The 25,023-nt window shown below is 71.4% G+C and carries 21 protein-coding genes and 3 pseudogenes; 11 read left to right on the top strand and 13 right to left on the bottom strand.

Annotated features, from left to right (window positions below; genetic code table 11):
* Window positions 1–52: 52 nt before the first annotated feature.
* Window positions 53–1,786 (top strand): ABC transporter ATP-binding protein, encoded by a 1,734-nt coding sequence (locus OIE74_RS26770; protein WP_329387972.1) that lies wholly within the window; start codon window positions 53–55, stop codon window positions 1,784–1,786.
* On the top strand, window positions 1,786–3,720 hold the full coding sequence (locus OIE74_RS26765) for an ABC transporter ATP-binding protein (protein ID WP_329387969.1): 1,935 nt from the start codon (window positions 1,786–1,788) through the stop codon (window positions 3,718–3,720). Before OIE74_RS26770 ends, OIE74_RS26765 begins: the two co-directional genes overlap by 1 nt.
* 268 nt (window positions 3,721–3,988) lie before the next feature.
* Here OIE74_RS26765 and OIE74_RS26760 read toward each other — a convergent pair whose 3' ends face one another.
* The 5 genes and pseudogenes from OIE74_RS26760 to OIE74_RS26740 all read right to left on the bottom strand — a co-directional run.
* Complete coding sequence (locus OIE74_RS26760) at window positions 3,989–5,182, bottom strand: sigma-70 family RNA polymerase sigma factor (protein WP_329387967.1); 1,194 nt, start codon at window positions 5,180–5,182, stop codon at window positions 3,989–3,991.
* 82 nt (window positions 5,183–5,264) lie between these two features.
* Window positions 5,265–7,184, bottom strand: coding sequence for a DNA primase (gene dnaG, locus OIE74_RS26755; RefSeq protein ID WP_329387965.1), 1,920 nt, complete (start codon window positions 7,182–7,184; stop codon window positions 5,265–5,267).
* Between the two features lie 33 nt (window positions 7,185–7,217).
* On the bottom strand, window positions 7,218–8,516 hold the full coding sequence (locus OIE74_RS26750; protein WP_329387962.1) for an NAD(P)/FAD-dependent oxidoreductase: 1,299 nt from the start codon (window positions 8,514–8,516) through the stop codon (window positions 7,218–7,220).
* Window positions 8,517–8,741: 225 nt separating this feature from the next.
* Window positions 8,742–10,121, bottom strand: a complete 1,380-nt coding sequence (locus OIE74_RS26745) for a deoxyguanosinetriphosphate triphosphohydrolase (RefSeq protein WP_329387960.1) — start codon at window positions 10,119–10,121, stop codon at window positions 8,742–8,744.
* Window positions 10,122–10,165: 44 nt separating this feature from the next.
* Window positions 10,166–10,891, bottom strand: a pseudogene (locus OIE74_RS26740) (sirohydrochlorin chelatase); the annotation flags it as partial.
* 177 nt (window positions 10,892–11,068) lie between these two features.
* Between OIE74_RS26740 and OIE74_RS26735 the strand changes: the two are divergent.
* Both OIE74_RS26735 and OIE74_RS26730 read left to right on the top strand, forming a co-directional pair.
* Window positions 11,069–11,824: a SanA/YdcF family protein gene (locus OIE74_RS26735; RefSeq protein ID WP_329387958.1), complete on the top strand. Its 756-nt coding sequence runs from the start codon at window positions 11,069–11,071 to the stop codon at window positions 11,822–11,824.
* Between the two features lie 115 nt (window positions 11,825–11,939).
* Complete coding sequence (locus OIE74_RS26730; protein ID WP_329387957.1) at window positions 11,940–14,024, top strand: molybdopterin oxidoreductase family protein; 2,085 nt, start codon at window positions 11,940–11,942, stop codon at window positions 14,022–14,024.
* A gap of 3 nt (window positions 14,025–14,027) precedes the next feature.
* Here the strand turns inward: OIE74_RS26730 and OIE74_RS26725 are convergent, their stop codons facing one another.
* Together OIE74_RS26725 and OIE74_RS38670 are read right to left on the bottom strand one after the other, a co-directional pair.
* The gene (locus tag OIE74_RS26725; RefSeq protein WP_443076381.1) at window positions 14,028–14,441 is read right to left on the bottom strand and encodes a CocE/NonD family hydrolase C-terminal non-catalytic domain-containing protein; all 414 of its coding nucleotides are present in this window, start codon (window positions 14,439–14,441) and stop codon (window positions 14,028–14,030) included.
* Window positions 14,396–14,527, bottom strand: a pseudogene (locus OIE74_RS38670) (ATP-binding cassette domain-containing protein); the annotation flags it as partial. The gene OIE74_RS26725 and the pseudogene OIE74_RS38670, both read right to left, overlap by 46 nt.
* Window positions 14,528–14,715: 188 nt before the next feature.
* On the opposite strand from OIE74_RS38670, the gene OIE74_RS26720 reads away from it, so the two are divergent.
* Together OIE74_RS26720 and OIE74_RS26715 are read left to right on the top strand one after the other, a co-directional pair.
* Window positions 14,716–15,279: an alpha/beta fold hydrolase gene (locus OIE74_RS26720; RefSeq protein WP_329387955.1), complete on the top strand. Its 564-nt coding sequence runs from the start codon at window positions 14,716–14,718 to the stop codon at window positions 15,277–15,279.
* A 141-nt stretch (window positions 15,280–15,420) separates the two neighbouring features.
* The gene (locus tag OIE74_RS26715; RefSeq protein ID WP_329387953.1) at window positions 15,421–16,200 is read left to right on the top strand and encodes a GntR family transcriptional regulator; all 780 of its coding nucleotides are present in this window, start codon (window positions 15,421–15,423) and stop codon (window positions 16,198–16,200) included.
* A gap of 71 nt (window positions 16,201–16,271) precedes the next feature.
* On the opposite strand, the gene OIE74_RS26710 is transcribed toward OIE74_RS26715, so the two are convergent.
* From OIE74_RS26710 to OIE74_RS26700, 3 genes are read right to left on the bottom strand one after another with little or no spacing between them, the layout of a single operon-like run.
* The gene (locus tag OIE74_RS26710; RefSeq protein ID WP_329387951.1) at window positions 16,272–17,450 is read right to left on the bottom strand and encodes a CaiB/BaiF CoA transferase family protein; all 1,179 of its coding nucleotides are present in this window, start codon (window positions 17,448–17,450) and stop codon (window positions 16,272–16,274) included.
* The gene (locus tag OIE74_RS26705) at window positions 17,450–17,785 is read right to left on the bottom strand and encodes a hypothetical protein (protein ID WP_329387949.1); all 336 of its coding nucleotides are present in this window, start codon (window positions 17,783–17,785) and stop codon (window positions 17,450–17,452) included. The genes OIE74_RS26710 and OIE74_RS26705 overlap by 1 nt, the downstream gene beginning before the upstream one ends.
* On the bottom strand, window positions 17,764–18,180 hold the full coding sequence (locus OIE74_RS26700) for an MBL fold metallo-hydrolase (RefSeq protein ID WP_329387947.1): 417 nt from the start codon (window positions 18,178–18,180) through the stop codon (window positions 17,764–17,766). Before OIE74_RS26700 ends, OIE74_RS26705 begins: the two co-directional genes overlap by 22 nt.
* 155 nt (window positions 18,181–18,335) lie before the next feature.
* Between OIE74_RS26700 and OIE74_RS26695 the strand changes: the two genes are divergently transcribed.
* Window positions 18,336–19,202, top strand: a complete 867-nt coding sequence (locus OIE74_RS26695; protein ID WP_329387945.1) for an HpcH/HpaI aldolase/citrate lyase family protein — start codon at window positions 18,336–18,338, stop codon at window positions 19,200–19,202.
* A 25-nt stretch (window positions 19,203–19,227) separates the two neighbouring features.
* Here the strand turns inward: OIE74_RS26695 and cutA are convergent, their stop codons facing one another.
* A complete protein-coding gene (gene cutA / locus OIE74_RS26690) occupies window positions 19,228–19,566 on the bottom strand; it encodes a divalent-cation tolerance protein CutA (RefSeq protein WP_329387943.1) in 339 nt (112 codons plus the stop codon).
* A gap of 53 nt (window positions 19,567–19,619) precedes the next feature.
* Window positions 19,620–20,282, bottom strand: coding sequence for an NADPH-dependent FMN reductase (locus OIE74_RS26685; RefSeq protein ID WP_329387941.1), 663 nt, complete (start codon window positions 20,280–20,282; stop codon window positions 19,620–19,622).
* A 238-nt stretch (window positions 20,283–20,520) separates the two neighbouring features.
* On the opposite strand from OIE74_RS26685, the pseudogene OIE74_RS26680 reads away from it, so the two are divergent.
* The 3 genes and pseudogenes from OIE74_RS26680 to OIE74_RS26670 all read left to right on the top strand — a co-directional run.
* Window positions 20,521–21,204, top strand: a pseudogene (locus OIE74_RS26680) (aminotransferase class IV); the annotation flags it as partial.
* Between the two features lie 245 nt (window positions 21,205–21,449).
* Window positions 21,450–21,971: a hypothetical protein gene (locus tag OIE74_RS26675; RefSeq protein WP_329387939.1), complete on the top strand. Its 522-nt coding sequence runs from the start codon at window positions 21,450–21,452 to the stop codon at window positions 21,969–21,971.
* Window positions 21,972–22,095: 124 nt separating this feature from the next.
* The gene (locus tag OIE74_RS26670) at window positions 22,096–22,722 is read left to right on the top strand and encodes a class F sortase (RefSeq protein ID WP_329387937.1); all 627 of its coding nucleotides are present in this window, start codon (window positions 22,096–22,098) and stop codon (window positions 22,720–22,722) included.
* 23 nt (window positions 22,723–22,745) lie between these two features.
* On the opposite strand, the gene OIE74_RS26665 is transcribed toward OIE74_RS26670, so the two are convergent.
* Window positions 22,746–23,525 carry a sulfite exporter TauE/SafE family protein gene (locus OIE74_RS26665; protein ID WP_329387936.1) on the bottom strand — a complete coding sequence of 260 codons (780 nt, stop codon included), beginning with the start codon at window positions 23,523–23,525 and terminating at the stop codon, window positions 22,746–22,748.
* 195 nt (window positions 23,526–23,720) lie between these two features.
* Between OIE74_RS26665 and OIE74_RS26660 the strand changes: the two genes are divergently transcribed.
* Window positions 23,721–25,022, top strand: a complete 1,302-nt coding sequence (locus tag OIE74_RS26660; protein WP_329387934.1) for an NAD(P)/FAD-dependent oxidoreductase — start codon at window positions 23,721–23,723, stop codon at window positions 25,020–25,022.
* Window position 25,023 lies beyond the last annotated feature (1 nt).

Genomic DNA, 25,023 nt, shown 5'->3' with positions numbered 1-25,023 from the left:
ATGTCGCAGGATGGGTCCGACCCCCGATCTTGCCGAGCCCGAGAGACAGCACGTGCTTCTACGACTACTCAGAACGCATCTGGCCCCCTACAGAACGGCCATCGGTCTGCTGGTGGCTTTCCAGTTCCTTCAGACCTGTGCCTCCCTCTATCTGCCCACCCTCAACGCCGACATCATCGACAACGGTGTCGTGAAGGGGGACACGGGTTACATCATGGAGTTCGGCGGTCTCATGATCGCCGTCAGCGTCGTCCAGGTCCTCGGCCAGATAGGCGCTGTCTACTACGGATCGCGCACCGCGTCGGCCCTCGGCCGTGACGTGCGGGCCGCGATATTCGACCGGGTGCAGAGCTTCTCCGCCCGCGAGGTCGGCCAGTTCGGCGCGCCGTCGCTGATCACGCGTACGACCAACGACGTCCAGCAGGTGCAGATGCTGGTCCTGATGTCGTTCACGCTGATGGTGTCGGCCCCGATCATGTGCGTCGGCGGCATCGTCATGGCGCTCGGTCAGGACGTGCCCCTGTCGGCGGTGCTGCTCGCCGTCGTGCCGGTGCTCGGTATCTCGGTGAGCCTGATCGTCAAGCGGATGCGCCCGCTGTTCCGCTCCATGCAGGAGCGGCTGGACACGGTGAACCGGGTGCTGCGTGAGCAGATAACCGGCAACCGCGTCATCCGGGCCTTCGTACGCGACGAGTACGAGAAGGAGCGGTTCAAGGGCGCCAACACCGACCTCACCGAGATGTCGTTGGCGACCGGCCGGCTGATGGCGCTGATGTTCCCGGTGGTGATGACCGTCGTGAACGTGTCGTCGGTCGCCGTCGTCTGGTTCGGCGCGCACCGCATCGACAGCGGCGGGATGCAGATCGGCGCGCTGACCGCGTTCCTCGCGTATCTCATGCAGATCGTGATGGCCGTGATGATGGCCACCTTCATGTTCATGATGGTGCCGCGCGCCGAGGTGTGTGCCGAGCGCATCGAGGAGGTGCTGGACACCAGGTCGAGCGTCGTCCCGCCGAAGGACCCCGTGCGGACACTGCGCCGGCACGGTCATCTGGAGGTGCGGGGCGCGGAGTTCCGCTACCCGGGCGCCGAGGAGCCGGTGCTGCGTGAGGTGTCACTGACCGCGAGACCGGGCGAGACGACCGCCGTGATCGGCTCGACCGGCAGCGGAAAGTCCACCCTGCTCGGGCTGGTGCCCCGGCTGGTCGACGCGACCTCCGGCGAGGTGCTGGTGGACGGGGAGGACGTACGCGGACTCGATCCCGCCCTGCTGGCCAGGACGGTCAGTCTGGTGCCGCAGAAGCCGTATCTCTTCTCGGGGACGGTGGCGACGAATCTGCGGTACGGCAATCCGGACGCGACCGACGAGGAGCTGTGGCACGCGCTCGATGTCGCGCAGGCCAAGGAGTTCGTCACCGATCTGGAGGGCGGGCTGAACGCGCCTGTCTCGCAGGGCGGTACGAACGTGTCCGGCGGTCAGCGCCAGCGCCTCGCCATCGCGCGGACGCTGGTGCAGCGGCCGGAGATCTATCTCTTCGACGACTCGTTCTCCGCGCTGGACTACGCGACGGACGCGGCGCTGCGTGCCGCCCTGGCGCGTGAGACCGCCGAGGCCACGGTGGTGATCGTCGCCCAGCGGGTGTCCACCATCCGCGACGCCGACCGGATCATCGTCATGGACGAGGGCCGGGTGGTCGGTGAGGGGCATCATCACGAGCTGATGGCGGAGAACGAGACGTACCGGGAGATCGTGCTCTCCCAGCTGACCGAGGCGGAGGCGGCCTGATGAGCGGTCCTGGTGGACGCATGATGGCGGCCGGCGCGGGGGCTCCTTCGCAGCGGTCGATGGATTTCAAGGGGTCGAGCAAGCGGCTGCTGCGGCAGTTGGCGCGCGAAAAGGTCACCCTGTGGTGGATGCTCGCCGCGGGCGTGCTGAGTGTGGCGGCCTCGGTGGTGGGCCCGAAGATCCTCGGCTCGGCGACCGACCTGATCTTCGCGGGGGTCGTCGGGCGTCAGACGCCGGGGGGTGTCAGCAAGGACGAGACGGTCGCGCGGCTGCGGGACGAGGGCGACGGCGGGCTCGCCGACCTGCTCTCCGGGGTGGACTTCACGCCGGGGCAGGGCATCGACTTCGGCGCGATCGGCCAGGTCCTGCTGATCGTGCTGGCGGTGTACGTCGCGGCCGGGCTGCTGATGCTGGTCTCGACGCGGCTGTCCATCCGGGTCATCAACCTCACCATCTACCGGATGCGTGAGGACGTACAGGCAAAGCTGTCGCGGCTGCCGCTGTCGTACTTCGACCGTCAGCAGCGCGGTGAGGTGCTGAGCCGGGCGACGAACGACGTCGACAACATCTCGCAGACGCTCCAGCAGACGATGGGCCAGCTCGTCAACTCGCTGCTGACGATCCTCGGTGTGCTGGGCATGATGCTGTGGATCTCGCCGCTGCTGGCGCTGGTCGCGGTGGTGACCGTGCCGCTGTCGGTGTTCGTGGCGACGAAGGTCGGCAAGCGCTCGCAGCCGCACTTCGTCTCGCAGTGGAAGTCCACGGGCTCGCTGAACGCCCATATCGAGGAGATGTACACGGGGCACGCCCTGGTGAAGGTCTTCGGGCGGCAGGAGGAGTCGGCGCGGGCGTTCAAGGAGCAGAACGACGCGCTGTACGAGGCGGGCTTCAAGGCGCAGTACAACAGCGGGATCATGCAGCCGCTGATGTTCTTCATCTCCAACCTCAACTATGTGCTGGTGGCGGTCGTCGGCGGGCTGCGTGTCGCTTCGGGGACGCTGTCCATCGGCGATGTGCAGGCGTTCATCCAGTACTCACGGCAGTTCTCGATGCCGCTGACGCAGGTGGCTTCGATGGCCAACCTCGTCCAGTCCGGGGTCGCGTCCGCGGAGCGGATATTCGAGCTGCTGGACGCGGACGAGCAGGAGAAGGACGCGCCATCGGCCGAGCGCCCGCACGAGCTGCGGGGAGGGGTGACGCTGGACGGTGTGGCGTTCCGCTACGAGCCGGAGAAGCCGCTCATCGAGGACCTGTCGCTGTCCGTCGAGCCGGGTCAGACGGTCGCGATCGTCGGTCCGACGGGCGCGGGCAAGACGACGCTGGTCAATCTGCTGATGCGGTTCTACGAGGTGACGTCCGGCCGGATCAGTCTGGACGACATCGACATCTCCACCATGTCGCGTGAGGACCTGCGTTCCCGAATAGGCATGGTCCTCCAGGACACCTGGCTGTTCGGCGGCACGATCGCGGAGAACATCGCGTACGGCGCCTCGCACGACGTCACGCGGGCGCAGATCGAGGAGGCGGCACGGGCCGCGCACGCGGACCGTTTCATCCGGACGCTGCCCGACGGGTACGAGACCGTGATCGACGACGAGGGGGCGGGCGTCAGCGCGGGCGAGAAGCAGCTCATCACCATCGCGCGGGCGTTCCTGTCCGACCCGGTGATCCTGGTGCTGGACGAGGCGACCAGCTCGGTGGACACCCGTACGGAGGTGCTGATCCAGAAGGCGATGGCCCAACTGGCGCACGGGCGGACGAGTTTCGTGATCGCGCACCGGCTCTCCACGATCAGGGACGCGGACGTGATCCTGGTGATGGAGAACGGCTCGATCGTCGAACAGGGCACGCACGAGGGGCTGTTGGCGGCGGAGGGTGCGTACGCGCGGCTGTACGCGGCGCAGTTCGCGCAGGCGGTCGCCGAGGTGGACTAGGGCGTGTTTGAGAAGTAGCGTCGTCCGCCCACTGGGCGGGGCCCACGGCGTCTGGTGCGTGCGATCGCAAGGCGGAGGATCAGCCCCGTAGATGGACCGGACGTACTTGGATGACTCCGACAACGCGGCGAGCGTGCGTGCCAGGCGTCGTGGGCCAGACGGGACTTCTCAAACACGCCCTAGGTCCTGTCCGGTGGATCTTCGCGGGCCCGGACCTAGGGCGTGGTCGCCGGATGGGTCGTATGCACCGGCCCGTCCGGCTAGGTCCTCAGTCCAAGTAGCCGCGCAGCTGGTCCGCGAACGCGTGGTCGCGGAGTTTGCTCAGGGTCTTGGACTCGATCTGCCGGATCCGCTCGCGCGTGACCCCGAAGATCCGGCCTATCTCCTCCAGTGTGCGCGGGCGGCCGTCCGCGAGGCCGTAACGGAGCTGGACCACCTTGCGTTCGCGCTCGCCGAGCGTGGACAGGACCGCCTCCAGATGCTCGCGGAGCAGCAGGAACGCCGCCGACTCCACGGGTGAGGCCGCGTCGCCGTCCTCGATCAGGTCACCGAAGGCGACGTCGTCCTCCTCCCCCACCGGCGCGTGCAGCGAGACGGGTTCCTGGGCGAGCCGCAGGACCTCGCCGACCCGCTCGGCGGTCAGCTCCAGCTGTCCCGCGACCTCTGCGTGGGTCGGCTCGTATCCGCGTTCCTGGAGCATCCGGCGCTGGACGCGGACGACGCGGTTGATCAGCTCGACCACATGGACGGGGACCCGGATCGTACGGGCCTGGTCGGCCAGCGCGCGGGACATGGCCTGGCGGATCCACCACGTCGCGTACGTCGAGAACTTGTAGCCGCGCGCGTAGTCGAACTTCTCCACGGCCCGGATCAGGCCGAGGTTCCCCTCCTGGACGAGGTCGAGCATGGTCAGCCCACGGCCGACGTAGCGTTTGGCGACGGACACGACGAGCCGCAGATTCGCCTCGATGAGCCGGCGTTTGGCCATCCGGCCGCGCACGACGAGCCGGTCGAGGTCGACGGCGAGCTGGGAGTCCAGGTCGGGCGTGGAGCCGAGCTTCTCCTCGGCGAAGAGACCGGCCTCGACGCGGCGCGCGAGGTCCACCTCCTCGACGGCGGTGAGCAGTCTGATCCGCCCGATCTCCCGCAGATACTGCCGGAAGAGGTCGGACGAGGGCCCGCCGTTGTCCGCCTTGCCACGCGGACCGACACGTTCGGGGATCTCGGGGATGTCCACCGGGTCCTCCGTGACGGTCTCCGGAACCGCCTCGGGGGCCGACTCCGGTGTTGCCTCGGGGTGGTGCGCGGCGCGGCTCTGCGACGGAACCGCCGACACCAGGTCGGCCTCGGTCAGGGTCTGGGTCTGCACGGGGGCGGCCTCCAGGGTGATCGCTGCCGGATCGGGGGCGTGCGGCAGCTCCGAGAACACAGGCACCGCTGCCCAGTGTGGCTCAAGGCACATGGCCGCCACGAGAGGTGTGCGGGGACTTTCTGAGTCCCGTGCGTAACCGGGCAGTTACCGAAGGATGTTTGAAACGCGGAAGTCAGAGCGCAGCCGCGCCGCTGTTGCGCAGCGACTGGCGGTACTGCTGGAGCACCCACAGCTCGTTCTGCACCGCTTGGTGGCGCTCGGCGTCCGCGCCGGTGCCCAGGCGGGCCAGGCTGCCCGTCACATCGTGGATGCGGAGGTCGACAGCGCGCAGCCGGACCCGTACGAGCTGCTCCCCCGCGTACGCCTCGTCGATCGACTTGCCGTGGAAGACCTCCACCGCCAGCTCCGTGACCAGGGCGCGCACCGCGTCGTTCGGCGCGGCCTCGCGGACCCTGGCCAGATACTCCGGCGCCGATTCGATGCCCTGCTCGGCGCCGCCCGCGTCCTCGACCGCCCGGCGGACCGCCGCGTACGGCGGGGCGGTGAACTCGTCCACGCCGTACGCGTCGAAGGCCGGGGAGACCAACTCGGGGCGCTGGAGGGCGAGTTTGAGCAGCTCGCGCTCGGTGCGGTGGGCGGGGCTGCGGAGGTTGAGCGCGGGCCCGGAGGCGGCCGGGGGCCGGCCGGAGTCGTACGCGGAAGGCGGACCGCCGCGACCGCCACGGTCGGACGCCGGTCCCGCCGGACCGCGTCCGCCCCGGTCCCGCGCCCAACGGGCCATCTGCGCCACGCGCTTGACCACGAACTGGGTGTCGAGGATGCCGAGGATCCCGGCGAGCTGGACGGCGACCTCGTGCTGCGACGCGCCGTTCTTGATCCGGGCCACGATCGGGCCCGCCTCGTCCAGCGCGGACGCGCGGCCCGCCGGGGTCTCCAGGTCGTACCGCGCCACGATCTGGCGGATCGCGAACTCGAAGAGCGGCGTGCGCGGTTCCACCAGGTCCTGGACCGCCGCGTCGCCCTTGCTGAGGCGCAGTTCGCACGGGTCCATGCCGTCGGGCGCGATCGCGATGTACGTCTCGGCGGCGAACTTCTGGTCGTCCTCGAAGGCACGCAGCGCGGCCTTCTGGCCCGCCGCGTCACCGTCGAAGGTGAAGATCACCCGCGCGCTGCCGTTGTCCATCAGCAGCCGGCGCAGGATCTTGATGTGGTCGGTGCCGAAGGCCGTGCCGCAGGTGGCGATGGCGGTGGTGATCCCCGCCAGATGGCAGGCCATCACGTCCGTGTAGCCCTCGACCACCACCGCCCGGCTGGCCTTGGCGATGTCCTTCTTGGCCAGGTCCACCCCGTACAGCACCTGCGATTTCTTGTAGATCGCGGTGTCGGGGGTGTTCAGATACTTCGGCCCGTTGTCGTCGTCGCGCAGCTTGCGCGCGCCAAAGCCGACGACCTCGCCCGAGATGTCGCGGATCGGCCACATCAGCCGGCCCCGGAACCGGTCGATCGGACCCCGGCGGCCGTCCTGTGAGAGCCCGGCGAGCAGCAGTTCCTTGTCGGTGAAGCCCTTGCCGCGCAGGAAACGGGTCAGATGGTCCCAGCCGACCGGGCTGTAGCCGATCCCGAAATGCTCGGCCGCCGCCTGGTCGAAGCCCCGCTCGGCAAGGAACTTCCGGCCGATCGCGGCCTCTTCACCGGCGAGCTGTTCCACGTAGAACCCGGCGGCCGCCTTGTGCGCCTCCACCAGCCTGATGCGCTCGCCCCGCTGGTGGGTGGGGTTGTACCCACCCTCCTCGTACCGCAGCGTGATGCCCGCCTTGCCGGCGAGGCGCTCGACCGTCTCGGAGAAGGAGAGATGGTCGATCTTCATCACGAAGGCGATGGTGTCCCCGCCCTCCTGGCAGCCGAAGCAGTGGAAGAGACCCTTGCTCGGACTGACCTGGAAGGACGGGGACTTCTCGTCGTGGAAGGGGCAGAGACCTTTGAGATTGCCTCCGCCGGCCGGGCGCAGTTGCAGATACTCGGACACGACGGTGTCGATCGGGACCGCGTCCCGAACCACCTTCACGTCGTCGTCATTGATCCTGCCTGCCACATGAGAATTCTACGGGGACGCACCGACAGTCCTTTACGCCCGGTCCGCCGGCGGCTCAGCCGCGAAGCTTTCCAGCGGCACCGCCGGGTCTGCGAGGGCGTCGGGATCCTGCCGGGCACCGGAGCGGATGATCCGCTGGATGTCGCCGGTGACGTCCCACACGTTGACGTTCATCCCCGCGAGCACCCGGCGGTCCTTGAGCCAGAAGGCGATGAACTCCCGCTTTCCCGCGTCGCCGCGCACCACCACCTGGTCGTAACTGCCGGGCGGCGCCCAGCCCGAGTACTCCAGGCCCAGGTCGTACTGGTCGGAGAAGAAGTACGGCAGCCGGTCGTACGTCTCGTCCCGGCCGAGCATCGAGCGGGCCGCGGCCGGGCCGCCGTTGAGCGCGTTGGCCCAGTGTTCGACACGCAGCCTGTCGGTCGGCAGCTCGGTGCCGGGCAGCGAGAACGGGAAGGAGGCCACGTCGCCCGCGGCGTAGATGTCCGGGTCGGAGGTGCGCAGGCCCAGGTCGACGGCGATGCCGCCGCCGTGCTCGCGGCCCACGAGGTCGAGACCGGCCGCCTCGGCGAGACCCGTACGGGGCGCGGCGCCGATCGCGGCGAGCACGGCGTGCGCCATGTGCTCCTCGCCGTCGTGCGTACGGACGGAGAGGACCATGCCGTCCTGGCCGACGATCTCGGTGAGCCGGGCGCCGAAGTGGAACCGTACGCCGTGCTCGCTGTGCAGTTCGGTGAAGAGCTGTCCGATCTCCGGGCCGATGACCTGGTGCAGCGGCGTGGGGTGCGGCTCGACGACGGTGACCTCGGTGCCGTACCCGCGGGCGGCGGAGGCGACCTCCAGACCGATCCAGCCGGCGCCGGCGATGACCAGATGGCCGTTGTCGCGGCCGAGGGTGGTGAGGACCTGGCGCAGCCGGTCGGCGTGCGCGAGCCGGCGCAGATGGTGGACGCCCGCGAGGCCGGTGCCGGGAATGTCGAGGCGGCGGGGTTCGGAGCCGGTGGTGAGGAGCAGCTTGTCGTAGCGCACGGAGGTGCCGTCGCCGAGGTGGACGCAGCGGGTGTCACGGTCGATCTCGGTCACTGTCTGGCCGAGGTGGAGCTCCACGCGGTGCCGGGCGTACCAGGCGGGTTCGTGGACGAAGACGCTGTCGCGCTCCTCCTTGCCGGTCAGGAAGCCCTTCGACAGCGGGGGGCGTTCGTAGGGGTGGTCTCCCTCGTCCCCGATGATGATCACTCGGCCGGTGAATCCTTCGGAACGGAGGGTTTCCGCGGCCTTCGCCCCGGCCAGCCCACCGCCGACGATGACGAAAGTCCGATGTGCGTCGACCACTTGATGCCTCCTCGTTACGCTGCCGCCATCTGTGAGCGTCCCGCACGGAGCGTGATGGCGAAAGAGGGGAGGCTCCACGGGCATGGTTCCGGCTTGATGTGGCTACCTTGCTACACGCGTCATCCCAGTGCGTGGCGGCTCGGCACACTTCGGCCATTGGCTGAAAATGACGGGTGCGGGACGCGGGGCGCCCATGTCGCGAACCACCGCGATCGGACGGGTCCCTCAGGTGCGTCCGGTGAGCGCCGTGTGGAGGGTGCGCGCCGCCGCATCCGTGAGAGAGGCGATCTGGTCGACGATCACCCGCTTGCGGGCGCGGTCGTCGGGCGCCGCGTCGAAGAGCGCGCGGAACTGCGGGTCGAGACCGTCGGGCGCACTTGCCGTCAGCGTCCGGGCGAGTTCGGCGAGGACGACGCGCTGGTCCGCGCGGAGCGATTCCTGGTCGGCGCGCTGCATCACATAGCGGTGGGCGACGGCTTTCAGTACGGCGCACTCGTCGCGCGCCTCGCGCGGGACGACCAGCGAGGCACCGTAGCGGGTGAGCGGCCCGGTGCCGTACTCCGCCCGGGTGGCGCTCTCGGCCGCGAGACAGAACCGGCCGATGAGCTGGCTGGTGGCGTCCTTGAGCCTGGCCTGGGCGACGGCCGTTCCGTCGTAGCCGTGCGGCCACCACTCCTGGACCATGAGCCGGTCCAGTGCGTCGGCCAGCTGCCGAGGGTCGGTGCCGCCGGGTACGTAGCGGCCGATCGCGACCGCCCAGATCTCCTCGCGCTCGGGCTCGGAGAGCAGCATCCTCGGGTCCACATGGTCGGCGTGCAGGCCGTCCTCGAAGTCGTGCACCGAGTAGGCGACGTCGTCGGACCAGTCCATCACCTGTGCCTCGAAGCAGGTGCGGTTCGGCGGGGCGCCGCGTCTGGCCCATTCGAAGACCGGCAGGTCGTCCTCGTACACACCGAACTTCACCGAGCCGGGGTCGGTGGGGTGGGCGCCCTGCGGCCAGGGGTACTTCGTCGCGGCGTCGAGGACCGCGCGGGTGAGGTTGAGGCCGACGCTGACGAGACGGGCGCCGCCGTCGGCCTCGGCCGCCGCCTCGACGGCCGCCTCGGCGCGCGGCGCGGTGAGCCCCGGGGTGATCGCCGCGGACACGGAGTCGGCGCGCACGAAACGCTTCGGCTCGATGCGGGTGAGCAGCCGCAGCGACTGGGCGTTGCCCTCGAAGCCGCCGCAGTCCTTGGCGAAGTCGTTGAGCACCTGTTCACCGTTGTGGCCGAACGGCGGATGGCCCATGTCGTGCGAGAGACACGCCGTCTCCACGAGGTCCGGGTCGCAGCCGAGCGCGGCGCCGAGTTCGCGGCCGACCTGGGCGCACTCCAGGGAGTGGGTCAGCCGGGTGCGCGGGCTGGCGTCCCACTCCTGGCTCTGTGAGCCGGGCGTCACGACCTGGGTCTTGCCGGCGAGCCTGCGAAGGGCCGAGGAGTGCAGGACGCGCGCACGGTCGCGCTGGAAGGCGGTGCGGCCGGGGCGCTTGTCGGGTTCGGCCGAGAAACGCTCGGTGTCCGCCGGGTCGTAGTCGCTGTCGTCGTGAGGTGCGGTGATGCCTTCCATGCACCGAAGGTAACCGGCTCGGGAGTCAGGACCCCAAAGACAGGCCCTGGATGGGCCCGCGCCTCCTCGTAGCGGTGGAGCAGGAGGCGCGCCAGGTCAGGGAGGGCGCCGAGCGGGGCGGCGGCGATCCAGGGCGCGTGGGCGGCGGCGCGGGTGGCGAAGTGGCCGGGGGCGGTGAAGTACGACGCGAGCGCGATACGGCTCCGCCCACGCGCCGTCAGGTCCCTGATCGCGTCGGGGACGGTGGGCGTGGCGGCCGACGCGTACGCGGGGACGACCGGCACCCCGCCGAGCCGCGCGCTCAGCAGCGCCGCCGTGCGGCGGGCGGCGACGGCCGAGCGCGGGTCGCGCGATCCGGCGGCGGCGAGCACGACGGCGGAGTCGTCCGCGCGGTGCGGTTCGTCGCGCCAGCCGGCCTCCACGAGGCGCGCGTGCAATGCCTCGACCAGCAGCGGGTGGGGGCCGAGCGGTGCGGCGATCGTGGTCCGGAGCCGGGGCGCGGCGGCTGCCGCGCGCGGCAGGTCGTACGTGACGTGGTGGCCGGGTCCGAGCAGCAGCGGTACGAGGACGGCCCTGCCGCTTCCCAAGGAGGCGAGCGTGTCGGCGAGGGACGGCCGCTCGATCTCGATGTGCCCGAGCCGGACGGCGATACCGGGGCGGAGCTCCTCGACCTGTCGCAGCAGGGCCCTGACGGTGCGCAGGGCACGCGGGTCGCGGCTGCCGTGGGCGACGACGACAAGGGTGGGCGCGGGGGCGGGCGGCTCGTCCATGGGCCGATCCTGCGGGGCGGACGTTGCCGGGTGGTTGCGGCGGATGTCGTGGAGGTTTTCGGGGTGCTCACAGGCGGGAGGGGAGCGCCGCGAACTCTTCGGGGGCGCCGGACGTCGTACGGAGTGCGTGACGGAGTACGTAGGGACGGACGACAGGGGCTCATGTTCATGCCGAAGATGCCACGACCGCGGTGGGAGCCGTTGACGCGCCTGCGCGAGGTGCGCCTGCGCAGGGTGCGGCTGAGCAAGGTGCGGCTGCCCGCCGTGCGGCTGCCGAGGACGCGGCGCGCGCGGCGGCTCACGGTGCAGGCCGTCATGCTCGGGTGTGTCATCGCGCTGGCGCCCTCCACCTGGATGTACGCGACGGCCGACGCCCATGTCCGTACCGTCGCCGACGTACCGGCGCACGATGTCGCAGTCGTGTTCGGGGCGGGGCTGCGCGGCGACGCCCCGGCGCCGTATCTGGCGCACCGGCTCGACACGGCGGTCGAGCTGTACGAGAGCGGCAAGGTGAAGGTGGTGCTGGTCACCGGCGACAACAGCCGGGAGGAGTACGACGAGCCGGACGCCATGCGGACGTATCTGACGGCACGTGGGGTCCCGGACGGCCGGATAGTCAGCGACTACGCGGGTTTCGACACCTGGGACTCCTGCGTCCGGGCGAAGAAGATCTTCGGGGTTGAGCGGGCGGTGCTGGTGACGCAGGGCTTCCATGTACGGCGCGCGGTCGCGCTCTGCCGGGCGGCGGGCGTCGATTCGTACGGTGTCGGCGTGGCCGAGCGGCACAACGTGACCTGGTACTACGGCGGGGTCCGGGAGTTGGCGGCGGCGGGGAAGGCGGCGCTGGACGCGCTGACGCGGCCCGATCCGCACTTCCTCGGCCCGGTCGAGACGGGTGTCAGCGAGGCGCTGGCGGACGGCGGCCGGCCGTGACCGCGGCCCGCGCGGGCGGCCCTCACAGCGCCGGGTACGGGGGCGGGAGGTGCGCGTGTCGGGGGCGTAACCGCGTACGGCCGGGGCCGTAACACCCGGGTCGCACGCTGGCGGCATGACCGATGCGGCCGTCCCGACCCACTGCCCGTACTGCGCGTTGCAGTGCGGGATGAGCCTGCGGCGTACGGGGGACGAGGACCCGGGTGTCGAGGTGGTCGAGCGCGCCGGCTTCCCCGTCAACCGTGGCGCGCTGTGCGGCAAGGGGCGGACGGCGCCGGCCGTGCTGTCGTCCCGGGTACGGCTCACCGAACCGCTCGTACGGCGGCCCGGCGGTGGCTCGCTCGAACCCGCCACCTGGGACGAGGCGCTCGGTGCCGTCGCCGACGGGCTCGCGCGGACGCGGGCGGGCCACGGGCCGGACGCGGTGGGCGTCTTCGGCGGGGGCGGGCTGACGAACGAGAAGGCGTACGCGCTCGGCAAGTTCGCCCGCGTCGTGCTCGGCACCTCGCAGATCGACTACAACGGGCGTTTCTGTATGTCGTCGGCCGCCGCCGCGCATCAGAGGGCGTTCGGGCTCGACCGGGGGCTGCCGTTCCCGCTGGAGGACATCCCGCGTACGGGGTGTGTGATCCTCGTCGGTTCGAATCTCGCCGAGACCATGCCGCCCGCTCTGCGGTATCTGACCGAACTGCGCGAGAACGGCGGCACGTTGATCGTGGTCGACCCGCGCAGGACCAGGACCGCCGAGCAGGCGGATCTCCATCTGGCACCCAGGCCGGGCACCGATCTGGCCCTGGCGCTGGGCCTGTTGCACCTCGTGGTGGCGCAGGGCCGGACGGACGAGGCGTTCGTCCGGGAGCGTACGACCGGCTGGCCGGAGGCCAGGGCCGCGGCGATGGCGCACTGGCCGGAGCACGTCGAACGGGTCACGGGCGTCCCGGTTCCCCAACTCCGCGAGGCCGTCGGCCTGTTCTGCGACGCGCCGACGGGCATGGTCCTCACGGCGCGCGGTCCCGAGCAGCAGTCCAAGGGCACCGACACCGTGGGCGCCTGGATCAACCTCTGCCTCGCGACGGGGCGCGCGGGCCGGCCACTGTCCGGCTACGGCTGTCTCACCGGCCAGGGCAACGGGCAGGGCGGGCGTGAACACGGTCAGAAAGCCGACCAGTTGCCCGGCTACCGGAAGCTGACCGACCCTGCCGCGCGGGAGCATGTCGCCCGCGTGTGGGGCGTGGATCCCGACTCGCTGCCGGGGCCGGGGCGCAGCGCGTACGAACTGCTCGACGCACTCGGCGGCGAGGTGAGGTCACTGCTGCTGATGGGGTCGAATCCGGTCGTGTCGGCGCCCCGCGCCTCCCATGTCGAGGCGCGGCTGCGGTCGTTGGACTTCCTGGCCGTGGCGGACGTGGTGCTCTCGGAGACGGCGGCGCTCGCCGATGTCGTCCTGCCGGTGACGCAGTGGGCGGAGGAGACCGGGACCACGACGAACCTGGAGGGGCGGGTCCTGCTGCGGCGCCGGGCGATCACCCCGCCGGCCGGCATACGCAGCGATCTCCAGGTGCTGCACGGACTCGCGGGGCTGCTCGGCCACGAGAAGGGGTTTCCGGCGGATCCGGAGGAGGTCTTCGACGAGCTGCGCCGGGCGTCGGCGGGCGGCCCGGCCGACTACTCGGGGATCACCTACCGGCGGATCGCGGCGGAGGACGGGGTGTTCTGGCCGTGCCCCGAGGAGAGCCACGCCGGGACACCGCGGCTCTTCCTCGACCGGTTCGCGACGGACGACGGGCGGGCCCGTTTCGTACCCGTGGTGCACCGCCCGGCCGCCGAGGAGACGGACGCGGAGTATCCGGTGCTGCTCACGACGGGGCGGGTCGTCTCGCAGTACCAGTCGGGCGCCCAGACCCGGCGCGTGGCGGAGCTGAACGCCGCGGCGCCGGGTCCGTTCGTGGAGCTGCACCCACGGCTCGCGGAGCGGCTCGGGGTGGCCGACGGCGAGCGGCTCGCCGTGGTCTCACGGCGTGGCCGGGCGGTCGCGCCCGCGCGGATCACGACGGCGATCCGCGCGGACACGGTGTTCATGCCGTTCCACTGGCCGGGCGAAGGCCGGGCGAACAACCTGACCAACCCGGCGCTCGATCCGACGTCCCGGATGCCGGAGTTCAAGGTGTGCGCGGTGCGTCTGGAGCGCGCGGACGCCTGACGTTCACGCCCCCGAGATCCCCTCCGCGACGCCCCGCGGGATCACCGGCAGCAGCAGATACGACGCGTTCTCCCCGCCCGTGTGGACCGTGGTCCGCCCGTCGTACGTCCCCGCCACCCGGTCACGGTCGTCGTTGTGCGGGAACGGTCCGCAGCCGGTGAGGTCGTTCTTCAGGTTGGACAGCCGCGCGCCGGGGCCCGGGTGGACGTAGTCCCTGCCCCGCACCTGGAGCGCGATGCGGTAGCCGGCCGGGACGACCAGACAGGTCGGCAGGATCTCGATGTCGAGCGCGTACACCTCGCCCGGCTCCAGCGGTTCGGCGCGGTCGTGCGGGTGGAAGGGGCGGTAGGCGGTGGACAGCCCTCGGCCGGCGGGATGAGGCCGGCCACCGCGCGGAGCAGGGTGGTCTTGCCGCAGCCGGACGATCCGACGATGGAGAGCACCTCGCCGGCGCCGATGGTCAGGTTGATGTCCTTGGAAACCGTGCGCTCACCGAATCGCATGGTCAGCCCGTCGAGCAGCACCGTGGCACCGGAATCGGCATCGGTGGCGGCTGCGTCGCCGTCGGCCGGTACGGCTTGGCGCACCGATTTGATCGTGGTCATACCGGGGATTCCGGGACTAGGATGCCTGACATGCAATAGCTATACTTCAGAACCTGGAAAATGCATCATCCTGCGATGAGGTGCCTATGACGACGAGGGCAACCCCTCTTCTCCTGCTGCACACCTGGGGCGGCTCCGCCGCGACCTGGGGGCCCGCGCTGGGTCATCTCGGCGCGGGCGGGCGGCACTTGAAGGCGCTCGACCAGCCGGGCCACGGGGCGCGCGCGAGTGAGCCGTTCACCGTGGACGGGGCGGTGGAAGGGGCGTCCGCGTACGCGGATGGGGCCGGGTCCGTGGATGTCGTCGGGTCCGGGCTCGGTGCGCTCGTCGCGCTCGCCCTGGCGCAACGGCACCCGGACCGGGTCCGTTCACTGACCCTGGTCGGTTTTCCCCCGGCGGGCGGCGCCGAGGCCGCCCGCCGCCCCGCGCACACGCGGGCGGGTCCGCTCACCGTGCCTTGTCGGATACTTCGCGGCGCGCGCGACCACCGGGTCTCCGCGGCGTCGGCCGACGCCCTGGCCGAACGGCTCGGTGGCGCCGGCGCCGTCGTGCCGGGCGCGGGCCATGTCGCCTGTCTGGACAAGCCCGAGGCCTTCGCCACCGTGCCGGCCGCCTTCCACGACGGGCTGCGCACGGCACCCGCCGACTGACCCGGACCACCGGTGCGTACGTCCTCAATCGCCCGCGCCGCACCGTCCGTCGCGTTCGATGCGACACTCGTCGGACCCGCCGCCCACTCCCTCGCCCGCGCCCCCACCGCTCACCGAGCGCCACGACAGAAGGACCACGACATGCCGCCGCAGTCCCGACGAACCAAGACCACCACGGCTGACGGCGTCGGACCCGAGCGCGTCGCCAGGACCGTGCCGAAACCGGCCAAGTCATCGACGAAGTCAACGGCGAAGGCGCCGACGAAGCGGGACCGTATCGCGACCGAGCTGCGGCGGATGATCAGCGAGGGCGAGCTGCCCCGGGGCAGCCGTATCCAACAGGACGTGCTCGCCGCGATGTTCGACACCAGCATCACGCCGGTCCGCGAGGCGCTGCGCCTGCTGGAGGCCGAGGGCGTGCTCGTCGGCGAGCCGCACAAAGGCGTCAGGGTCGCGGACGCCGACTACGAACAGGTCAAGACCGTCTACCTGCTGCGGCGGCTCGTGGAGCCGTACGCCATGCAGCGGGCCGCCCGGCGGCTCTCACCGCTGGACATCGACCTGGCCGAGCGGCTGGTCACCGACATGGAGCAGGCGGCGGAGGAGGGCGACAGGGCGCGGCTGAACGCGTCCAACTACCAGTTCCACTTCCTCTTCTACGCCAAGTGCGGCAACGAGGGGCTGGCGGCGGAGATCGACCAGCTCTGGCAGAAGTTCCCCTGGGACGTGCTCCAGGTGCTCCACGACCGGGCCGACGAGACGTCCAACGAGCACCGTTCGATGCTGGCCGCCGCCCGTCTCGGCGACGGCGACGCGCTGGCGAAGGCCACGGAGTGGCATCTCTCGCGCAGCTTCCTGGCGTTGGGCAGGCATCTGACGGGCCGGCCGGTCGCCGACCCGTTCGACGTCGACAACGACTGACGACAGGACCACTCGACCGCCGGACGGGCCGCGTGCGGTGCGGCCGTCCGGCGGTCGAGGACTCGTACGCCTCAGCCGGCCGGCTCGCGCTGCTCCGCCATGTCCGCCTCGGACAGGCCGAGTTCGGCCAGTACCTCGGCGGTGTGCTCCCCCAGCCCCGGCACCCTTCGGCCGCCCGGCGGCTCCGCCGCGCGGTGCAGCGGCGAGGTGACCACCCGGACCGCCTCTCCATCCGGCAGCGTCGCCTCCGACCAGCGTCCGGTGGCCTCGGCCTGTGGATGGGCCAGTACGTCGGCGATCTGGTTCAGTCGCGCGTGCGGCACGTCCGCGGCTTCGAGGCGCGCGGTGACCTCGGCGGTGGACAGGGTGATCAGCCGTGCCTGGACGGCCCGTTCGGTGCGTTCACGGTGCCGTACGCGCGCGCTGTTCGAGCCGAAGTCCGGGTCGTCCAGCAGCGCCGAATCGTCGAGCACCGTGCGGCAGAGGCGCTGCCACTGCCCTTCGTTCTGCACCGCGATCAGCACGTCCTGCCCGTCGGCCGTCGTGTACGGCCCGTACGGGGCGATGCTGGCGTGCCGCAGCCCGGCCGGCGGGGGCGCCGACCCGGAGTGCAGTTCGGCGAGCAGCAGCGGGCTCATCCACTCCAGCAGCACGTCGAAAAGGGCGATGTCGATCCGCTGTCCCAGACCGGTCCGTTCACGCGCGTACAGGGCCGAGGTGACGGCGCCGAGCGCGTAGGACCCGCCGGCCAGGTCGGCGAGGGAGACGCCGGGTTTGGCCGGGGTCTCGGGTGTGCCCGTCGCGGAGATCGTGCCGGCCTCGCCCTGCACCAGCGCGTCGTACGCCTTGCGGTAGGCGTACGGCCCGGCCGGGCCGTATCCGGACAGATAGCAGCGCACCAGGCGCGGGTTGAGTTCCGCGAGGGCCTCGTCGGTGATGATCCGGTCGAGGGCGCCGGGCGCCAGATTGCAGACCAGGACGTCGGCCCCGGCGAGCAGTTGGCGCAGCGCCCGCCGCCCCGGCTCGGTCTTCAGGTCGAGTACGACGCTGCGCTTGCCCCGGTTGAGCCAGACGAAGTGGCTGGACAGACCGTGCACGCTCTCGTCGTAACCGCGGGCGAAGTCCCCGCCGCCGGGCCGCTCGATCTTGACGACCTCGGCTCCGAGATCGGCCAGATGACGGGTGCACAGGGGTGCGGCGACGGCCTGTTCGACCGCGATCACCCGGATGCCCCGCAGGTCGCCGGTCATCAGCGGCCGAAGCGCAGCACGGTGCCGACCGCGGGCTGCACATAGTTGGCGGACATGCCGGTCGACAGCCGGGTGTGGGTGCGCAGTCCGGAGCAGTGCATCGGCATGACGGTCGCGACCTCCAGCTCGGCGAAGGCGGCGGCGGTCAGGTCGACGTTCTCCGCCGGGGTGGTGGGGAAGCCGAGGTGGAAGCCGCCCATGACGGCGCGGACCGGCTTGGGCCCGCACACCGCGCGCGCCTGCTCGATGGTGTTGACCACTCCGGCGTGCGCGCAGCCGGTGAGGACGACGAGGCCGGCGCCGCGTACGTCGATCACGAGCCCCATCTCGTCCATGACCTCGTCGCGGCGGAGCCTGCCGTCGGGCGAGACCCGCCGAAGTGGTCCGGGTGGCCATGGCTGATGACGACATGGTCGATGGAGGCGGGGTCGACGCCGAGGACGCGCGTGTTGTGTTCGAGCACGGTGCCGGTCAGGCCCACGTCGAACAGGACGCGCACGCTGTGGCGGCCCCGTACCGCCTCGACCAGGAAGCTGATGCCGTTCTCGGCCTGCGGGGGCACGCGTTTGGGGTCGAAGTGCTCGATCAGGCCGTACCGGGAGACGCAGTGGTCGTCCGCGCCCCCGCTCCCGCCGGCGGTACCGCCGGCGGGGCTGGCCTGGTCGGGCAGCAGCATGTCCACCTGGTTCTCGACCAGCACGGTAATCGTCACGCTGTCGGCTTCGAACACGCCGCGGTCCTCCCGTAGTTACGAGTCCGGGTCACGGGTCCGGGCACCTCGCCCACTTCCGTACGCGATACCCAGACCTGAAGTATGGTGAGACGCAAACTACATCACTGTAACGGAAAATGCATCATCCGATTCATGATGTGTAAGGAGTCTCCATGTCAACGCCCGTACCTGTCCGGCCGCCCCGTTCCCATCTGTATGTACCCGCCGACCAGCCGCGCTTCCTGCGCGCCGCGCCACGCTCGGGGGCGGACGCGCTGATCCTCGATCTGGAGGACGCCGTCGCTCCGGTGAGGAAGGACGAAGCGCGCGCCGCCGCCGTCGCTTTCGCCGATGAGCGCCCCGCCGAAGGCCCCGAGCTGTGGATACGGATCAACGAGGGCGCCCGGGGCAGGGACGACGCCCGCGCGCTGCTGGCCACGGGGCGGGTCGACGGGCTGTGGATGCCGAAGGCCACCGCCGGGGCCGACCTGGACGCACTGCTCGCGCTGGTCGCCGGGGGCGCGGACGGGGGTGCGGTCGTCGCGCTCGGGCTGCTGGTCGAGAGCGCCACCGGGCTGCTCTCGCTCGGCGACACCGCGGGCCGCGCCGGAGTGCGGCATCTCCAACTCGGCGAGGTCGACCTCCGGGCGGACCTGCGGATGGCGCCCGACCCCGCTCCCGGGGACCACCTGCTCGACTGGGCCCGTGGCCTGACGGTCGCGCACACGGCCGCGCACGCTCTCGCCTCGGCCGTCGCGCCCGTGTCGGTGCACACCTCGGACCCCGAGGCGTTCCGCGCGTCGAGCGTGCGGCTGCGCGGGCTCGGCTTCCAGGGGCGGGCCTGTATCCATCCGGCTCAGGTCGCCGTCGCCAACAAGGTGTTCGGTGTCGACCCCGCCGAACTGGCCGACGCGCACACCCTGTTGGACCTGTTCGAACGCCGGCTGACCGAGGGCAGTGGCGCGTTCCGCGACAGCGCGGGCGCGATGGTCGACGCGGCGACGGTCCGCCGCGCCCGCGAACTCACGGGCCGGAGTTAGGGCCTGTCGTTTGGATCAGGCCGGATCAGGCGGTGCCGTCGGGCGCCGTTTCGGCCGTCAGCCAGGCCAGGTACGGGGCATTGCCCCGTACCACCGGCACCGCCAGGATCTCCGGCACGTCGTAGTCGTGCGCCGCTGTCAGATGCGCCTCAAGTGCCTCGTAACAGGCGGCGGTCGTCTTGAGGAGCACCTGCCACTCCTCCGTCGTCTCGATCGCGCCCTGCCAGCGGTAGACGGAGGTGACCGGCGCCGAGATCTGCGCGCAGGCGGCGAGCCGCGCCTCCACCGCGCCCCGGGCCAGCGTCTCCGCCTTCGCGGCGCTGTCGGTGGTGGTCAGTACGGTCAGAAACTCGGCACCGGTCATGTGCGCCACTCCTTCGGTCGGGCCGCCGCCGCCCACGATATGGCCCGCCCCCGTCAACCGGCGTAACTACGGCTCGACTTGGCGTCCCGCAGGGCCAGGCCCCACCAGGCGATCTGGTCGAGCATGGCGCCGGCCGCCGCCTCGGCGCCCTTCGGGTCCCGGTGCCTGCCCTCCTTGTCGAAGAGCGCACCGGCGTTGTGGAAGGAGACGGTGTCGCGTACGGACACGGCGTGCAGTTCGGCGAAGACCGTGCGCAGATGCTCGACGGCGCGCAGGCCGCCGGAGATCCCGCCGTAGGAGACGAAGCCGACGGGTTTGGCCTGCCACTCGTGGAAGTGCCAGTCGATCAGGGCTTTGAGGGACGCGGGGTAGGAGTGGTTGTACTCGGGGGTGACCACGACGAAGGCGTCGGCCTCGGCCAGTCGGTGGGTGATCCCGGCGAGTTGGTCGCGGACCGGCGCGGACGGTTCGAAGGAGAGGGCGGTCGGCAGATCCGTATCGGCGAGGTCGATCAGCTCGACGGTAAAGTCGGCGCGGGCGGCGGCCCGGGAGACGAACCAGTCGGAGATGACGGGGCCGAACCGCCCGTGCCGGTTGCTGCCCAGGATGACGGCGAGTTTGAGGGGCGCCCGGGAGTCCCGAGCCGGCGGGGCCTCCGGGGCGGCGGAGGATTTCGGGGTCGCCCGGGTGTCGGTGTCGTGCGTGGTGATGTCCATACGTCGAGCCTGATACTTAAACCATGGTTCAGGTCAAGCTACGCCGGCCCGCATGAACCATCTCGCCTGGAAACGCCGAGGAAGCCACCGTCGGCGAACCGGCCTCGCGCGGCCCCGGACCCCGCAGGCTGATCGAGGAGTGAGCGGTCATACCGTGGGGCCCATGGCAGATCCCCTGGCATTTCGAGGTTGTCGAGATCAACGGCGAGCCCGGCAAGATCTGAACGACAGACCCTGAGGGCACTTCACCGCGATGCAGATCAGGGGCGGCCGGGTCCGTGGCCGGGATCTCCATCTCGCCAGGCTCGATGCGGCCACCCGTGAACTGTTCGGCGCGGGTCTGGACGGTCAGCGCGTACGGGAACTGCTCCGGCACGCGCTCGGCGACATCTCCGACGCCTCGGCCCGCGTCCATGTGCACTGGCCGGAGGGCGACAAGGAGGCGCGGGTGATGGTCACCGTACGGCCGCCGCAGACCAAGTCCGGCCGCCCGCACGGCCTGATGTCGGTGCCGTTCACCCGCGAGGTGCCGCACATCAAGCATCTGGGCGGCTTCGGGCAGACGCACTATCTGCGGGCGGCCGAGCGCGCGGGCTTCGACGAGGCGCTGCTGACCGCGCCCGGCGGGGTGGTGACGGAGGGGGCGATCACCAACATCGCGTTCTGGGACGGTACGTCCGTGGTGTGGCCCGAGGCGCCTTCGCTGCTGGGGATCACCATGGCGCTGCTTGTGCCGCGGCTGCCCTCCGTACGGAGGCCGGTGACGCTGGCCGACCTGCCCTCGTACGCGTCGGCGTTCGTCACGAACTCGCAGGGCATCGCGCCCGTCGACCGGATCGACGACGTGGCGTTCACGGTCGACCCGGAGCTGATGGGAACGGTGAGGGCGGCGTACGAATCGGTGGAGTGGGACGCGATCTGAACCGCCGCCGTCCCGCCCCCGGGCCGGCTTCCTGGCCGGCTTCCGGGGACCCTCACCCATTCGGCACGACGGGTGGCCCGGCGTGTCCCGCTCCCGGTATCGCGGCTCCGACCTGCGAGAACTCCGACCGGCAAGCGGGACACGCCGCACGGACGGAGTCAATCTGATCCTCCATCAGCAGGCGTGCGCGCCGGGCTGCGCCTTATCTCGGAAGAGACGAGAACCGCGCCGCCCCGGAGGACACCATGCGCACCACCGCCCGCCTGCTGACCGGTACCGCGCTGGCGGCCGCCTCGCTCGGAGTGTCCCTCGCGGCCTCCACCGCCGCGTCCGCCGGCGACCGGGGTGAGCTGGACCTGTATCCGTCGACGTCCGCGCCCGGCGCGACGGTCACCGTCAACACCACCGCCTGCGGCAAGAACGGCCACGGCACGGGCGACGCGAATTCGCTGGGCGCGGGCGAGTTCCGGCTGCGGCCGGGCGACTACAAGGACATCGTCGTCGGCCAGTTCCGGGTGCCCGAGAACACCCGCGCCGGGACGTACAACATCTTCGTACGCTGCGAGAACGGCCGGGAGGCCCGCGGCGACCTGACGGTCGAGCACCACCGTCAGCACCAGCCGTCCGGCCACGTACGGACAGGGGTCGGCGGCAGCGTCGGGCCCGACACCACCCAGATCGCGGCGGGGGCGGCCTTGCTGGCCGCGGCCGCCGTCGGCGGGACCTGGCTCCTGCGCCGCCGGGCGAGCGGCGCGCAGGACAGCTAGGACGTGGGCGGGCCGCGGCCTCCACCGCACCCGTGACCGCCGTGGCCCCCGCCTCCGTCATGCTCATCGCTGCCGGGGGCGGGGGAACAACTTCCGGAGGAACCATGTGCGCGAAGGCCGGCCGATGAGCGTCAAGGGCAGGGCCTGGCTGATAGCCGGCGCCGCGTGCGCCGGAGTGTGGCTCGTACAGAACGGCTCGCGGGACATCACCCCGCCGATCCCGTCGGCCGCCCAGGCGTTCGCCGCCGGGCCCGGCTTCCATACGGACGCCGCCGCCGACCCGATGCCGGCCTCCTCACCCGTACGGCTCCGGATCCCCGAGATCGGCGTCGACGCCCCCGTCACCCGGCTGGGTCTGGCGAAGGACGGCAGCCTGGACGTGCCGCCGGCCGAGAACGGCGATGTCGCGGGCTGGTACGGGCAGGGCACCGCGCCTGGCGCGAAGGGCACGGCGATCGTCGCGGGCCATGTGGACAACGCGCGCGGCCCGGCCGTCTTCTACAGCCTGGGCACCCTGAAGAAGGGAGGGCGGATCGAGGTCACCCGAGCGGACGGGCGGACCGGCGTCTTCACGGTCGACGCGGTCGAGGTGTACGACAACGAGGACTTCCCCGACCGGAAGGTCTACGGGAAGGCCGATCGGGCCGAACTGCGGGTGATCACCTGCGGCGGCGGGTTCTCCGAGAAGACCGGCTACCGGGGCAACGTCGTGACGTACGCGCATCTCATCGGTGTCCGGGGACCCGGCTGACGCGTCGGCGGGCGGTTCGACCGTCAGGCGGTCCACTGGTCGAAGGCGAGCTTCGCGACCAGTGAGAACACCACGACGAGCAGCACCCCGCGGACGAACTCGCTGCCCTTCCTGAGCGCCATGCGCGCGCCGAACATGCCGCCCGCCAGGTTGAACACCGCCATCAGCGCGGCCAGTTGCCACAGCACGGTGCCCTGGTAGGCGAACATCGCGAGCGCCCCGCCGTTGGTGCAGACGTTGACGATCTTGGCGGTGGCGGACGCCGTGACCAGATCGAGGTGCAGCACGGCGGTCAGCGCCAGTACGAGGAAGGTGCCCGTGCCGGGACCGAACAGCCCGTCGTAGAAGCCGATCCCGCCGCCGACGAGGACGATCGCGGTGAGGTGCCGTCCCCGGGTGGCGGGCTCGCCCGCCCGCGCCCTGCCGAACGAGGGCCGCAGCATCACGAAGGCGGCGACACCGAGCAGCACCACCATGATCACCGGGCGGAGCACGTCGCTGCTGATCCCGGCGGCGAAGAACGCCCCCGCCATCGACCCGGCGAGAGCCATCAGCCCGATCCGCACGGCGCTCTTCACGTCCACCGGCGCCTTGCGCACATAGGTGACGGCGGCGCCGCCGGTGCCGACGATGGCCACCGCCTTGTTCGTGCCGAGGATGTGCGCGGCGGGTACGTGCGGCAGACCGAGCAGCAGCGCGGGCAGGAGCAGGAGTCCGCCGCCGCCGACCACGGCGTCGATCCAGCCCGCGGCGGCTGCCGCGAGGCAGAGGACGACAAGCGTGGTCAGCGATATGTCGGGCATGATCGCGAGCCTATGGGACGAGGTCGTTCTCCCTCATACTGATATCGGCGGAGGTGGTGGACGCCACGTCCGCCGGTGCGTGGGCCGGGGGCATGTGCGGCCTCACACGCCGTGCCGGCCCGTGCTGAGGGCAGCGTTCCGAGCGGGAAACAGTGGTGGTGCCGCCGGGTAACACCGGCCGCGCAGTCTGCGGACATGGCTGCTGACGGCGGGGCGACGGAGATCGTGGTGATCGGCGGGGGCACGGCCGGGGTACGGCTGGCCCAACGCATCGCCGCCTCGCCTTCCGCCGCGACCGGGGCCACCCGGGTCACCCTGCTCGGCGAGGAGACGCACGCACCGTACAACCGCGTGCTGCTGGCCGACGTGCTCGCCGGGCGGTACGGCCCCGAGGTGATCGGCCTGCCACGGGTGACCGGGACCGAGCGGCGCGGTGTCCGGGCGGTGCGGATCGACCGTGCCGAGCGGGTGGTGCGGTGCGACGACGGCAGCGTCGTCCCCTACGGCCGGCTCGTCCTCGCGACCGGGTCGAACCCCGTCCTGCCGCCGCTGCGCGGGCTCTGGGGGCCGGACCACCACGGTCTGCCGGAGGGGGTGCACGCCTTCCGGACCATGGACGACTGTCTGGCGCTGTCGGCGGCCGTACGGCCGGGGACCAGGGCCGTCGTCGTCGGTGGCGGGCTCCTGGGAGTCTCGGCCGCCCGCGCCCTGGCCGAGCGGGGCGCGCAGGTGGTGCTCGCGCAGCAGGGCGAGTATCTGATGGAGCGTCAACTCGACCGTGCGGGCTCGCTGTTGCTGCGGCGCCGGCTGGAGTCGTGGGGGGTGGAGGTCCATACTGAGTGCCGGGTACGCGGCCTCGTACTCACCGAAACGGACTCAGGGGCCGGCCGAGTGGCTGCCGTCGAGCTCGCCGACGGTTTCCGTCTCGACGCCGAACTCACCGTCCTGGCCTGCGGCGTACGCCCCCGCACGGGCCTCGCGCGCGCCGCCGGGCTCGATGTCCGGCGCGGCATCGTCGTCGACGACGAACTGCGGACGTCGGACCCCCGCGTCCACGCGATCGGCGACTGCGCCGAACACCGGGGCCGGCTCTACGGTCTCGCCGGCGCGGCGCTCGAACAGGCCGACGCGCTGGCCCGGTTGCTCACCGAGGACACCGCTCCCGAAGGACCCGCGACCCGCTACACCGGCACCCGCTCCCTCACCCGCCTCACCCTCTCGCCCCTCGGCGGGCACACGCCCGAGGCCCCGCTCCCGCTCGACCTGGCCGCGTTCGGCGAGACGACACCCCTGCCCGGTGACGACGTCGTCCAGTTGACCGACGCGACGCGGGGCGCCTACCGCAAGGTCGTCGTCCGTGGCGACCGGCTCGTCGGCGGTGTGCTCCTCGGCGACCTCACGACGATCGGCGCGCTCGCCCGCACCTGGGAGGACGACGAACCGCTGCCGCCCACCACCCCGCTGCTCCACCTGCTCACTCCCGACGGAGGCTCCTGAG

This window comes from Streptomyces sp. NBC_01716 (assembly GCF_036248275.1).
Classification (GTDB): Bacteria; Actinomycetota; Actinomycetes; order Streptomycetales; family Streptomycetaceae; genus Streptomyces.
This window is presented reverse-complemented; position numbering and strand designations above follow the sequence as displayed.